Consider the following 12,564-nt stretch of genomic DNA (forward strand, 5'->3'; position numbering starts at 1 on the left):
CCGCAGAGTCCGCGGTCAGCTCCCCCGGCGCCACAGGTCCCGCAGGGCGTCCCAGTTCCCGGCGATGCCTTCCTCGCAGAGCGTCTCGACGTAGAACGCGCCGTCGATGTCGTTCCGGTCCCACCAGACGCCACAGATCGCCCGGCCGTCCCCGCCTTCGAAGGCGTACTCGACGTAGCTGCCGTTCGCGCCGGTCACGCCGCCGGTCGTCCGGGTGGCCTCACGCATCCCCGGCGCCAACGTCGCGCCGGCCAGGTTGAGCTGCTGGCGGTACGCCCGGGCCGTGTCCTTCTGCTTCCTGCCCTGGTGCAGCGCGAAGTGCAGCCAGGCACCGCTGTAGTTACAGAAAACGTGCTTCTTCTCGTCGGCCGGCAGCTTCGGGGCGCCGGCCTCGCCGTAGACCACGCAACCGCCGATCCGGGTCAGCCAGGGCTCGGCCAGCGGCGCCAGTTCGCCCTCGAACCTGGCCTTGTTGATGGAGAACTGCGCCGCCTCGTACGGCGGCAGGGACGGGCTGCCCGACGGCGACGGGGTGACGGTCTCCCTCTTGTCGCCGCCCCCACCCAGGAAGAACCCGGCAGTGCCGGCGACCAGGGTGAGCACCAGTGCCACGGCGACGGAGATCCAGTCGCGGCGCTTGGGCTGCGGCCGCACCGGGGCGATCCGTGGACCCCCGGACGAATCGAACGGGTCGAACCCGGGGGCGCTGGTCTGCTGCGGGTACGCCGGTGACACCGGCGGCCCGGAGATCTGCTGCGGCGGCGTGGAGACCGGCACCGGCGGCGTCGACACGGGCTGCGCCGATACGGGCTGCGCCGACACCGGCTGGGGTGGGGCCGAGACCGGTGACGTGGACACCGGCTGCGGCGGGGCGGAGACCTGGGTCGGGTCGCCCTGCACCGCCCATGGGACCGGCTGTGACTGCTGCACCGGCGGCACCTGGAGCATCGCCACGGTGCCGTCCTCGGCCGCCTGCTCGCTGTGGATCTCGTGGCCGAGGGCACGGAAAAGGTGCTCGGCGCCGGGACTGCCGTCTGCGACGTAGGCCACCCACGGGGATGGTGCCTCGAAGTCGGCGGCCAGATAGGGCCGGCCGCCACCGCCGGGCGCAGCCAGCGCGTCGGCCATGCCGGCGAACGCCCGCCGCCAGGCCGGGTCCTCCGCCACGGCTGGATCCAGCACTCCAACGGTGACCAGTCGATCCTGCCCGTCGACGGCCCACCAGGCTTTGCCGACCTGGCAAACCCCCATCACCTCGGTGAACCTGTACGGACCGTCCGGCTGCATCCCCCACCACTCCTCTGCTCGCCCCGCCGAAGGGATCGTACAGAGAGCGTGCCCGTCACCTCGTCCGTCGGTCGTCGGGTCCCGCGGGATGACCGGACGGTGTGGACGGATCCACCGCACGGTTGCTTGTGAAAGTTTTCATGCATACAGTCACAGCATGAATGAAGGAGCTGTCGCCGCGCCCCCCGACCGGGTGCTCGACCTGTTCCACGGCGTCCGGCTCACCCCCACCCAGCGGCGTATCGCGCAGTGCCTGGTGCAGCACGCCGCCGCCGCGTCGTACCTGTCGGCCGCGGAGGTCGCCGAGCTGGCCGGGGTGAGCCAGCCCTCGGTGACGCGGTTCGCGATGGCGCTCGGCCACGACGGCTACCCCGCGCTGCGCCGCCGGCTGCGCGAGCTGACCGCCACCGCCGGCGCCGGGAGCGCCGACGACGGCAACGAGCTGCAGCGGGCGGTCCGGGCCGAGATGGCCAACCTCGACCGGCTGGCCGGGGAGCTGGCCGACCGGGAGCGGATCGCGGGTGCCGGGCGGCTGCTGGCGGCGAGCCGGCCGCTGCCGGTGCTCGGGCTGCGCGCCGCCGCTCCGCTGGCCTCCTACTTCGCCTACTTCGCCGCCAAGGTGCACCCGGACGTCCGGGTGCTCGACGACGGCGGCAGCCTGCTCACCGACCGGCTGGAGCAGGCGGCCGCCGCCGGGGCGAGCGCCCTGCTCGCCTTCGTGCTGCCCCGCTACCCGCGGGAGACCTTCGAGGCGCTGCGGGAGGCCCGCGACGCCGGCCTGACCGTCGTCGCCATCACCGACTCCCCGGTCAGCCCCGCCACCGAGTACGCCGAGCTGGTGCTGCCCGCCGCCGTCGGCACCGGTCTCGTCTTCGACCTGCACACCGCCCCGATGGCCCTGGCCATGGTGGTCCTCCAGGCGATCTGCGACGCCTCACCGGCCGACACGCAGGCCCGTCTGGAGGCGTTCGAGTCGTCCGCCGCCCGTCGCCAGTTGTTCCTCGGCTGAGAGGAGTACGAGATGCACCAGCCCGTCCGCGCCGCCCGCGGCACCGCACGCACCGCCCAGGGGTGGCCGCAGGAGGCCGCCCTGCGGATGTTGATGAACAACCTCGACCCGGAGGTGGCCGAGCGTCCCGAGGACCTGGTCGTCTACGGCGGCACCGGTCGGGCCGCGCGGGACTGGCCGTCGTACCACGCGCTGGTGCGGACGCTGACCGGGCTGCGTGACGACGAGACGATGCTGGTGCAGTCCGGCCGCCCGGTGGGGGTCATGCGCACCCACGAGTGGGCGCCCCGGGTGCTGCTGGCCAACTCGAACCTGGTCGGCGACTGGGCCACCTGGCCGGAGTTCCGCCGCCTGGAGCAGCTCGGCCTGACCATGTACGGGCAGATGACCGCCGGCTCGTGGATCTACATCGGCACCCAGGGCATCCTCCAGGGCACCTACGAGACGTTCGCCGCCGTCGCCGCGAAGAGGTTCGGCGGCAGCCTGGCCGGGACGCTGACGTTGACCGCCGGCTGCGGCGGGATGGGCGGGGCCCAGCCCCTGGCGGTCACCATGAACGGCGGTGTCTGCCTGATCGTGGACGTGGACCGGACCCGACTGGACCGCCGGGTGCACGACCGCTACCTGGACGAGGTGGCCGACTCGCTGGACGACGCCGTCGACCGGGTCCTGGCGGCGAAGCGGGACCGGCGGGCGCTGAGCGTCGGCGTGGTCGGCAACGCCGCCACGGTCTTCCCGGAGCTGCTGCGCCGGGGCGTGCCGATCGACGTGGTGACCGACCAGACCAGCGCGCACGACCCGCTGTCGTACCTGCCGGAGGGGGTGGAGGTCGGCGACGCGCGGGACTACGCGGCGGCGAAGCCGGCCGAGTTCACCGACCGGGCCCGGGCGTCGATGGCGAAGCACGTCGAGGCGATGGTCGGGTTCCTGGACGCGGGCGCGGAGGTCTTCGACTACGGCAACTCGATCCGGGGCGAGGCGAAGCTCGGCGGGTACGAGCGCGCCTTCGACTTCCCCGGCTTCGTGCCGGCGTACATCCGGCCGCTGTTCTGTGAGGGCAAGGGCCCGTTCCGGTGGGCGGCGCTCTCCGGCGACCCGGCCGACATCGCCGCCACCGACCGGGCGATCCTCGACCTGTTCCCGGAGAACGAGTCCCTCGCCCGCTGGATCCGGATGGCCGGCGAGCGGGTCGCCTTCCAGGGCCTGCCGGCGCGGATCTGCTGGCTCGGCTACGGCGAGCGGGACAGGGCCGGGGTGCGGTTCAACGAGATGGTGGCCTCCGGTGAGCTGTCCGCGCCGGTGGTGATCGGCCGGGACCACCTGGACTGCGGCAGCGTGGCGAGCCCGTACCGGGAGACCGAGGCGATGGCCGACGGCTCCGACGCCATCGCCGACTGGCCGCTGCTCAACGCGCTGGTCAACACCGCCAGCGGGGCGTCCTGGGTCTCCATCCACCACGGTGGCGGCGTCGGCATCGGCCGGTCCATCCACGCCGGGCAGGTCTGCGTCGCCGACGGCACCGCGCTGGCCGGGCAGAAGATCGAGCGGGTGCTCACCAACGACCCGGCGATGGGGGTGATCCGGCACGTCGACGCCGGCTACGACGACGCCCGCGAGGTCGCCGAGCGTACCGGCGTGCGGGTCCCGATGGCGGAGGGGACGGCGTGACCGACCTGGCCGCCCGGTTCCGCGCGCTGTGGGACGAGATCGCCCCGGTGGGGCGGGACGCCGGCAGCGGCGGCTACCTGCGCTACGCCCTCACCGACGCGGAGCTGCGGCTGCGGCAGTGGTTCCGGGAGCAGGCCGACGGGCGGGGCATGCCGGTGACCGCCGACGGCAACGGCAACCTCTTCGCCTGGTGGGGCGACCCGGAGGCCGGGGACGTGGTGCTCACCGGCAGCCACTTCGACTCGGTGCCGCACGGCGGGGCGTACGACGGGCCGCTCGGCATCGTCAGCGCGTTCCTCGCCGTCGACGAGCTGCGGGCGGCCGGGGTCGCCCCGGTCCGGTCGGTGGCGGTGGCCGCGTTCGTGGAGGAGGAGGGGGCCCGTTTCGGCGTACCCTGCCTGGGGTCGCGGCTGCTCACCGGTGAGATCGCGGTCGACCGCGCGGCCGGGCTGCGCGACGCGGCCGGGGTGAGCTTCGCCGAGGCGCTGGGCGACCGGCCGGCGGGCGCCGAACCGGGCCTGACCGGCCGCTTCACGGCCTTCGTGGAGCTGCACGTCGAGCAGGGCCGGGCGCTGGTCGACGCGGACGCGCCGGTCGCGGTGGCGAGCGCCATCTGGCCGCACGGCCGCTGGCGGTTCGACTTCCACGGCGAGGGCAACCACGCGGGTACGACCCGGATGGCCGACCGCCGCGACCCGATGCTGACGTACGCCTTCACGGTGCTCGCGGCGAACAAGGAGGCCCGGCTGCGCGGTGCGCACGCCACGGTCGGCCGGATCGCGGTCGAGCCGAACGCCACCAACGCGATCCCGTCGAAGGTCACCGGTTGGCTCGACGCCCGGGCGGCCGAACCGGAGACCCTGCACGGGCTGGTGGAGGCGGTGCACGCCAAGGCCGCCGAGCGGGCGCGGCGGGACGGCACCGGGCTGACCCTGACCGAGGAGTCGGCGACGCCGCTGGTGGCGTTCGACGGCGGGCTCGGCGGGCGGTTGGCCGCGCTGCTCGACGCCCCGGTGCTGCCCACCGGGGCGGGGCACGACGCCGGGGTGCTCGCCGGCCACCTGCCCACCGCGATGCTCTTCGTCCGTAACCCGACCGGGGTGTCGCACTCCCCCGCCGAGTCCGCCACCGACGCCGACTGCGCCGCCGGGGTGAGCGCCCTGGCCCGGGTGCTGGAGGAGCTGGCATGCCGATGAGATGGCTGGCCGAGTACGCCTGGCTGCCCGCGCACGCCGCGCCGACGCCCGACGTGCTGATCGAGACCGACGGTGGGCGGATCACCGCCGTCGCGCCGCTGACCGCCGGCCGGCCCGCCGCCGGGGTGGAGGTGCTGGGCGACGCGGTACGGCTGCCCGGGCTCACCCTGCCCGGGCTGGCCAACGCCCACTCGCACGCCTTCCACCGGGCGCTGCGCGGGCGTACCCACGGCGGTCGGGGTGACTTCTGGACGTGGCGGGAGGTCATGTACGAGGTGGCGGGGCGGCTCGACCCGGACTCGTACCTGGCCCTGGCCCGGGCCGCGTACGCCGAGATGGCCCAGGCCGGGGTGACCTGCGTGGGCGAGTTCCACTACCTGCACCACGGCCCGGACGGCACCCGGTACGACGACCCGAACGCGATGTCGGCCGCGCTGGTGGAGGCCGCCGCGCACGCCGGCATCCGGCTCACCCTGCTCGACACCTGCTACCTGACCGCCTCGGTGGACGGCGACCCGCTGGCCGGGCCGCAGCGACGCTTCGGCGACGGGGACGCGCTGCGCTGGGCCGACCGGGTGGGCGGGTTCACCCCGGACAACGACCACGCCCGCATCGGCGCGGCGATCCACTCGGTGCGCGCGGTGCCGGCCGGTCAGCTCGCCACGGTGGCCGGCTGGGCGCACCGGCGGGGCGCGCCGCTGCACGTGCACCTGTCGGAGCAGCCCGCCGAGAACGACGCCTGCCGGGCGGTGCACGGGGTCACCCCCACCCGGCTGCTGGCCGACCGGGGAGTGCTCGGCCGGCACACCACCGCCGTGCACGCCACCCACCCGACCGGCGCGGACGTGGCGCTGCTCGGGGAGAGCCGTACCGGGGTCTGCCTCTGCCCCACCACCGAACGGGACCTGGCCGACGGGATCGGCCCGACCCGGCGGATGGTCGAGGCGGGCAGCCCGCTGAGTCTGGGCAGCGACAGCCACGCCGTGGTGGACCTCTTCGAGGAGGCCCGCGCGGTGGAACTGGACGAGCGGCTGCGGACCCGCCGGCGCGGGCACTTCCGCGCCGACGAGCTGCTCACCGCGGCGACCCGCGCCGGGCACGCCGCGCTGGGCTGGGGCGACGCCGGTGAACTCGCGGTGGGGATGCGCGCCGACCTGGTCACCGTACGGCTCGACTCCGCCCGTACCGCCGGGGTGCCGCCGGTGGGCGTGTTCTTCGCGGCCACCGCCGCCGACGTCGACCACGTCGTGGTGGACGGCCGGGTGGTGGTGCGCGACGGCCGGCACCTGACCGTGGACGTGCCGGTCGAGCTGCGCGACGCGATCGAGGCGGTGACCTCGTGAGCCCGGGCGACTGGTCGCACCGGGTGGTACGGCCCGGCCCCGCCGGGCGTCCGGCGGCCCGCGCCACGGGCAGCCTGCTGGTGGACGACATCGGGGAGCTGGTCACCAACTCCCCCGCCGGCACCGGCCCGCTGGGCCTGCGCCGGAACGTCGCGCTGCTGGTGGAGGACGGTCAGGTGGCCTGGATCGGGCCGACCCGCGACGCCCCGGCCGCCGACCGGCGCATCGACGCCGGGGGCGCGGCGGTGCTGCCCGGCTTCGTGGACAGCCACGCCCACCTGGTCTTCGCCGGGGACCGGGCCGCCGAGTTCGCCGCCCGGATGGCAGGGGAGCCGTACACCGGGGGCGGGATCCGCACCACGGTCGGCGCCACCCGCGCGGCCTCCGACGACGAGCTGCGGGCCACCGTGCGCCGGCTGCGCGGCGAGGCGATGCGGCAGGGCACCACCACCATCGAGATCAAGAGCGGGTACGGCCTCACCGTCGCCGACGAGGCCCGCTCGCTGCGCATCGCCGCCGAGTTCAGCGAGGACACCACCTTCCTCGGCGCGCACGTCGTCCCCGCCGAGTACGCCGACCGCCCCGACGACTACGTCGGTGTGGTGTGCGGGCCGATGCTGGCCGCCGCCGCCCCGTACGCCCGCTGGATCGACGTGTTCTGCGAGCGGGGCGCGTTCGACGTCGACCACGCCCGGGCGATCCTGGCCTGCGGGCAGGCCGTCGGGCTGGGCGTGCGGGTGCACGCCAACCAGCTCGGCCCCGGCCCGGGCGTGCAGCTCGGGGTGGAGCTGGGCGCGGCCAGCGTCGACCACTGCACCCACCTGAGCGACGCCGACGTCGACGCCCTCGCCTCGACCACCGTCGACCGGACCTCCGGCGCGGAGACGACGACCGTGGCCACGCTGCTGCCCGGGGCGGAGTTCTCCACCCGGTCGCCGTACCCGGACGCGCGGCGGCTGCTCGACGCGGGGGTGACCGTCGCGCTGGCCACGGACTGCAACCCCGGGTCGTCGTACACCTCGTCGATGCCGTTCTGCGTCGCGCTCGCCGTACGCGAGATGCGGATGACCCCGGCGGAGGCGGTCCGGGCCGCCACCGCCGGCGGGGCGGCGGCGCTGCGCCGCCGCGACGTCGGCCGGCTGGAACCCGGCGCCCGGGCCGACCTGATGATCCTCGACGCGCCGTCCCACCTGCACCTGGCCTACCGGCCGGGTGTCCCACTGATCCGCCAGGTTCTGCACAACGGAGTGCCGCAATGTCGACCGTAATGATCCAGCCCACCGGGATCTCCCCCGCCGACGTGCTCGCCGTGGCCCGCGGCGCCGCCAAGGTCGTCCTCGACCCGGCGGCCGTCGAGGCCATGGTGGCCAGCCGGTCCATCGTGGACGGCATCGAGGCCGCCGGCCGACCCGTGTACGGCGTCTCCACCGGCTTCGGGGCGCTGGCCAACACGTTCGTCGCCCCCGGGCGGCGGGCCGAGCTCCAGCACGCGCTGATCCGTTCGCACGCCGCCGGGGTGGGCGCGCCGATGCCCCGCGAGGTGGTCCGGGCGATGATGCTGCTGCGGGTACGCTCGCTGGCCCTCGGCCGCTCCGGGGTCCGCCCGCTGGTCGCCGAGGCCCTGGTCGACCTGCTCAACCACCAGGTCACCCCGTGGGTGCCGGAGCACGGCTCGCTCGGCGCCTCCGGCGACCTGGCGCCGCTGGCGCACTGCGCGCTGGTGCTGCTCGGCGAGGGCTGGGCGCTCGGCCCGGCCGGGGAACGCATCCCCGCCGCCGAGGCGCTGCGCCGGGCCGGGCTCGCCCCGATCGAGCTGGCCGCGAAGGAGGGGCTGGCGCTGATCAACGGCACCGACGGCATGCTCGGCATGCTGCTGCTGGCGATCCACGACGCCCGGCACCTGTTCACCATGGCCGACGTGACCGCCGCCCTCGCGATCGAGGCGATGCTCGGCTCGGAACGGCCGTTCCTGCCGGAGCTGCACGCCATCCGGCCGCACCCCGGTCAGGCCGCGTCGGCGGCGAACATCCACCGGCTGCTGCAGGACTCCCGGGTGATGGACTCGCACCGCGATGACCTGGCCCACGCCGTGCAGGACGCGTACTCGATGCGCTGCGCGCCGCAGGTGGCCGGCGCGGCCCGGGACACCCTCGACTTCGCCGCGACCGTCGCCGGGCGGGAGCTGCTGTCGGTGGTCGACAACCCGGTGGTGCTGCCGGACGGGCGGGTCGAGTCGACCGGCAACTTCCACGGCGCGCCGCTCGGCTTCGCCGCCGACTACCTGGCCATCGCCGCCGCCGAGGTGGGCGCGATCGCCGAGCGCCGGGTCGACCGGCTGCTCGACGTCGCCCGCAACCGGGACCTGCCGGCGTTCCTCTCCCCCGACGCAGGGGTCAACTCCGGCCTGATGATCGCCCAGTACACGGCCGCCGGGATCGTCGCGGAGAACCGCCGGCTGGCCGCACCCGCCTCGGTCGACTCGCTGCCCACCAGCGGCATGCAGGAGGACCACGTCTCGATGGGCTGGGCGGCGACCAAGAAGCTGCGCACCGTGCTGGACAACCTGACCAGTGTGCTCGCGGTGGAGCTGCTGTCCGCCGTACGCGGGTTGCAGCTGCGCGCGCCGCTGGTGCCGTCGCCGGCCGGGCGGGCCGCCGTGGCGGCGCTGGGCGGCGTCGCCGGGGAGCCCGGGCCGGACGTCTTCCTCGCCCCGGTGATGGAGGCCGCCCGGACCGTGCTGGCCGGTCCGCAGCTGCGGGCCGCCATCGAGCGGGAGGTGGGCCCGCTCGCCTGAGTCCCGGGGTCCGCCCGCCTCAGGACGGCGAGTGGCAGTGGTGTGGCGCCGCTGACGGTGTGGCGCCGCGCGGCGCTCAGCTGCCGAGCAGCGCCACACCGAGCAGCACCGGCACCGCCGCCACAGTGGACAGCAGTACCGCGTCCCGGGCCAGCACCACGCCCCGGCCGTAGCGGACCGCGTAGACGAAGACGTTCTGCGCGGTCGGCAGCGCGGCGGTGACGGTGCAGGCCAGCACGAGCGGGTGCGGCAGCGCCAGGGCGAACCGGGCGATCAGGTACGCGACGGTGGGCTGGGCGACGGTCTTGAGCAGCACCGCCAGCCGGACGTCCGGGCCGGTGTCGCCCGATCCGGGCATCGGCGCCCCGTGCAGCGACAGCCCGTACGCGAGCAGGGCGGCGGGCACGGCCATCGCGGCCACGAGTTCCACCGGCCGCAGCACCGCCTCCGGCGGGGACCAGCCGGTCAGGTTGACCGCCACGCCCAGGGCGCAGGCGACGGTGACCGGGTTGCCCAGTGGCCGGGTCACCGCCCGCAGCGGCGGCATCCGCCCGCCGGTGCTCGTCTCCAGCACGGCGAAGGCCAGTGGCGCCATCACCACCAGCTGGAACATCAGCACGGGCGCGACGATCGAGGCGTCACCGAGGACGTACACGGCGACCGGGATGCCGATGTTCGCCGCGTTCACGTACGACGAGGCGAGCACCCCGATGGTGGTCTCGGCGGCGGAGCGGCGCCACCGCAGGCGCACCACGAGCACGAAGACGGTCGCCACGACGGCGGTGCTGAGCACCGTCACGAGCAGGGCGGACGAGACGGCCGCGAGCACATCGGCCCGCGCCACGGTGGTGAACAGCAGCGCCGGGGTGGCCACGAAGAACGCCACCCGGGACAGCACCGTCGACGCCTGCGGGCCGAGGACGTCGCGCCGGCCGAGCAGCCAGCCGACGGCGACCACGGCCCCGATGACGGCGAAGCCCGTCAGGACACCCGGCACGTCGTCCCTCTTCCCCACCGTGCCCCGACGACCCGCCCCGACCGACCGCGCGGTCCGGGGGCCGTCGTCGTCGGCCCCCCGTGGGCCCCGGAGCAGCCGGCCGTCCTCGCCCCGTCGGTGTCGGCGTGGCCGGTGCCGGTCAGGCCGGCGGGAGCACCTTGGCGACCAGCTTCGCCAGCTCGCGCAGCGCCTTGCCGCGGTGGCTGATCGCGTCCTTCTCCTCCGGCGTCAGCTCCGCGTTGGTCCGGTCCTGGCCGTCACCGAGGAAGATCGGGTCGTAGCCGAAGCCGCCCTCGCCGCGCGGCGCGCGCAGCAGCCGGCCGCTCTGCCGGCCGTCGACCAGGTGCTCCTTGCCGCCGGGCAGCACCAACGCGACGGTGCAGACGAAGGACGCCTTGCGGTGCTCGTCGGGCAGGTCGGCGATCTGGTCCAGGACGAGCTGGAGGTTGGCCTTGTCGTCGCCGTGACTACCGGCCCAGCGGGCGCTGAACACGCCCGGCATGCCGTTGAGCGCGTCGACGGCGATGCCGGAGTCGTCGGCGATGGTCGGCAGGCCGGTGCGCCGGCAGCCCTCCCGCGCCTTGATCAGCGCGTTCTCGCCGAAGGTCAGGCCGGTCTCCGGCAGTTCCGGGTACTCCTCGACGTCGTCCAGCCCGACCAGGGCGATCCGGTGCGCGCCGAGCGCGCCGTCGAGGATCCGCTGCAGCTCGATGAGCTTCTTGCGGTTACGGGTGGCGAGCAGGACCTTGTTCATGATGCCAGTGCCTTCCGCTGTGCCTCGGCCAGTTCCACACAGCCCGCCAGGCCCAGGTCGAGCAGCGCGTCCAGCTGCCCGCGCGAGAAGACGCCGTCCTCCCCCGTCCCCTGCACCTCGACGAACTCGCCGGCGCCGGTGCAGACCACGTTCATGTCCACCTCGGCGGCGACGTCCTCCTCGTAGTTCAGGTCCAGCCGCGCCTCGCCGGCGATGACGCCGACGCTGACCGCGGCCACCGACCGGTGCATGACCTTCTCCGGCTTGCCGGCGAGCGCCTTGCGGGCGGCCAGCCAGGTCACCGCGTCGTGCAGGGCGACGTACGCGCCGGTGATCGCCGCCGTACGGGTGCCGCCGTCGGCTTGGAGCACGTCGCAGTCGAGCACGATCGAGTTCTCGCCGAGCGCCTTCAGGTCGATGCTGGCGCGCAGGCTGCGCCCGATCAGCCGGGAGATCTCGTGGGTACGCCCACCGACCTTGCCCCGCACGCTCTCCCGGTCGGAGCGGGTGTTGGTCGCCCGGGGCAGCATCGCGTACTCGGCGGTCACCCAACCGAGCCCGGAACCCTTGCGCCAGCGGGGCACCCCCTCGGTGACGCTGGCCGTGCAGAGCACCCGGGTGCCGCCGAACTCGACGAGCACCGAGCCCTCCGGGTGGGTGCTCCAGCCACGGGTGAGGGTGACCGGTCGGAGTTGGTCGGGCAGCCGCCCGTCAGGTCGCGCCATCCCTGCACCTTATGCGGTCGGGTGATCGAAGCGTCCCGGGGTGCCCCACCGGGGGCGTGTGCCGGCCCGCGCCGGCTGCGCCACTCACTCCTGGTGGCCGATCCGCAGTGCGACGATCACCTCCTTGTCCGTCCGCCCCGACCCCCGGTACGCGGGCAGGATGTTGACGATCCGGCCGGTCACCTCGAAGCCGTTCCGTTGCCACGTCCAGCCGTCGCAGGCCTGCCCGCCCCATCTCATGTGGTCGTCGACGCAGTCGGCGACGTCGCGGACGGTGACCCCCGCCGCGCCGCCGTCGACGAGCCAGCCCTGCAGGCTCTCCGCCAGGTTGACCGGGCAGACGCCGTTCTCGCAGTTGAGCAGGTAGGTGGCGTAGAGCGTCTCGTTGTCGAGGCTCTCACTGACGCCGTTGCGGTTGAAGCCCGACGGCACGCCCATGGACTCGTGCAGCTGCCGGCGCTGTTCCATCCGCTCGCGGGGCTGGTACCAGCCGTTGTAGGTGAACGCGCCGCAGCAGCAGAGGACGAGCAGCACCACGAGGGAGAGGACCGCCGCCAGCACCTTGCTGGCGCCGGAGCGCTTCCGCGGCGCGGGGTACACGCCGGGCGCGACCGGGCCGGCCTGCGGCGCGTACGGCGAAGCGAACCCGCCCGGCGCAGGCGGGTAGGTGCCCGGCGCAGGCGGGTAGGTGCCGGTCGCGGCGGGGTACGGACCGGCCGGCGGTGGACCCGCCGGTGGCCGGGGACCGGCCGGAGGGGGGCCCGCCGGTGCGGGCTGTCCCGACGGCGGGC

The 12,564-nt window shown here is 74.9% G+C and carries 11 protein-coding genes; 6 read left to right on the top strand and 5 right to left on the bottom strand.

Annotated features, from left to right (window positions below; translation table 11 throughout):
• Positions 1 to 15: 15 nt before the first annotated feature.
• The gene (locus ACPFP2_RS03780; RefSeq protein ID WP_424086101.1) at positions 16 to 1,167 is read right to left on the bottom strand and encodes a hypothetical protein; all 1,152 of its coding nucleotides are present in this window, start codon (positions 1,165 to 1,167) and stop codon (positions 16 to 18) included.
• Between the two features lie 277 nt (positions 1,168 to 1,444).
• Between ACPFP2_RS03780 and ACPFP2_RS03785 the strand changes: the two genes are divergently transcribed.
• From ACPFP2_RS03785 to hutH, 6 genes are read left to right on the top strand one after another with little or no spacing between them, the layout of a single operon-like run.
• Entirely contained in the window at positions 1,445 to 2,296 is an 852-nt protein-coding gene (locus ACPFP2_RS03785; RefSeq protein ID WP_424086103.1) for a MurR/RpiR family transcriptional regulator, read from the top strand.
• 12 nt (positions 2,297 to 2,308) lie between these two features.
• The gene (gene hutU, locus ACPFP2_RS03790) at positions 2,309 to 3,964 is read left to right on the top strand and encodes a urocanate hydratase (protein ID WP_424086105.1); all 1,656 of its coding nucleotides are present in this window, start codon (positions 2,309 to 2,311) and stop codon (positions 3,962 to 3,964) included.
• Positions 3,961 to 5,160, top strand: coding sequence for an allantoate amidohydrolase (locus ACPFP2_RS03795; protein WP_424086107.1), 1,200 nt, complete (start codon positions 3,961 to 3,963; stop codon positions 5,158 to 5,160). The genes hutU and ACPFP2_RS03795 overlap by 4 nt, the downstream gene beginning before the upstream one ends.
• Complete coding sequence (locus tag ACPFP2_RS03800) at positions 5,151 to 6,503, top strand: formimidoylglutamate deiminase (protein ID WP_424086109.1); 1,353 nt, start codon at positions 5,151 to 5,153, stop codon at positions 6,501 to 6,503. The genes ACPFP2_RS03795 and ACPFP2_RS03800 overlap by 10 nt, the downstream gene beginning before the upstream one ends.
• Positions 6,504 to 6,526: 23 nt before the next feature.
• Positions 6,527 to 7,771, top strand: coding sequence for an imidazolonepropionase (hutI, locus tag ACPFP2_RS03805; protein ID WP_424086331.1), 1,245 nt, complete (start codon positions 6,527 to 6,529; stop codon positions 7,769 to 7,771).
• Positions 7,759 to 9,297 carry a histidine ammonia-lyase gene (gene hutH / locus ACPFP2_RS03810; RefSeq protein ID WP_424086111.1) on the top strand — a complete coding sequence of 513 codons (1,539 nt, stop codon included), beginning with the start codon at positions 7,759 to 7,761 and terminating at the stop codon, positions 9,295 to 9,297. The genes hutI and hutH overlap by 13 nt, the downstream gene beginning before the upstream one ends.
• Positions 9,298 to 9,373: 76 nt before the next feature.
• Here hutH and ACPFP2_RS03815 read toward each other — a convergent pair whose 3' ends face one another.
• The 4 genes from ACPFP2_RS03815 to ACPFP2_RS03830 form a co-directional block, all read right to left on the bottom strand.
• The gene (locus tag ACPFP2_RS03815; RefSeq protein ID WP_424086113.1) at positions 9,374 to 10,294 is read right to left on the bottom strand and encodes an AEC family transporter; all 921 of its coding nucleotides are present in this window, start codon (positions 10,292 to 10,294) and stop codon (positions 9,374 to 9,376) included.
• Positions 10,295 to 10,433: 139 nt separating this feature from the next.
• Positions 10,434 to 11,048 (bottom strand): RdgB/HAM1 family non-canonical purine NTP pyrophosphatase, encoded by a 615-nt coding sequence (gene rdgB / locus ACPFP2_RS03820; RefSeq protein ID WP_088977711.1) that lies wholly within the window; start codon positions 11,046 to 11,048, stop codon positions 10,434 to 10,436.
• Positions 11,045 to 11,773: a ribonuclease PH gene (gene rph / locus ACPFP2_RS03825; RefSeq protein ID WP_363868114.1), complete on the bottom strand. Its 729-nt coding sequence runs from the start codon at positions 11,771 to 11,773 to the stop codon at positions 11,045 to 11,047. Before rph ends, rdgB begins: the two co-directional genes overlap by 4 nt.
• An 84-nt stretch (positions 11,774 to 11,857) precedes the next feature.
• Complete coding sequence (locus ACPFP2_RS03830) at positions 11,858 to 12,373, bottom strand: hypothetical protein (RefSeq protein WP_424086116.1); 516 nt, start codon at positions 12,371 to 12,373, stop codon at positions 11,858 to 11,860.
• Between the last annotated feature and the right edge of the window lie 191 nt (positions 12,374 to 12,564).

The sequence above is a fragment of the Micromonospora citrea genome (assembly GCF_049629545.1).
Taxonomy (GTDB): domain Bacteria; phylum Actinomycetota; class Actinomycetes; order Mycobacteriales; family Micromonosporaceae; genus Micromonospora; species Micromonospora citrea_A.

Excerpts from the sequence above, each read along its gene's own strand:
- hutU (WP_424086105.1), top strand. The coding sequence starts at position 2,309 with ATGCACCAGCCCGTCCGCGCCGCCCGCGGCACCGCACGCACCGCCCAG.
- ACPFP2_RS03785 (WP_424086103.1), top strand. The coding sequence starts at position 1,445 with ATGAATGAAGGAGCTGTCGCCGCGCCCCCCGACCGGGTGCTCGACCTG.
- ACPFP2_RS03800 (WP_424086109.1), top strand. The coding sequence starts at position 5,151 with ATGCCGATGAGATGGCTGGCCGAGTACGCCTGGCTGCCCGCGCACGCC.
- rdgB (WP_088977711.1), bottom strand. The coding sequence starts at position 11,048 with ATGAACAAGGTCCTGCTCGCCACCCGTAACCGCAAGAAGCTCATCGAG.
- rph (WP_363868114.1), bottom strand. The coding sequence starts at position 11,773 with ATGGCGCGACCTGACGGGCGGCTGCCCGACCAACTCCGACCGGTCACC.
- hutH (WP_424086111.1), top strand. The coding sequence starts at position 7,759 with ATGTCGACCGTAATGATCCAGCCCACCGGGATCTCCCCCGCCGACGTG.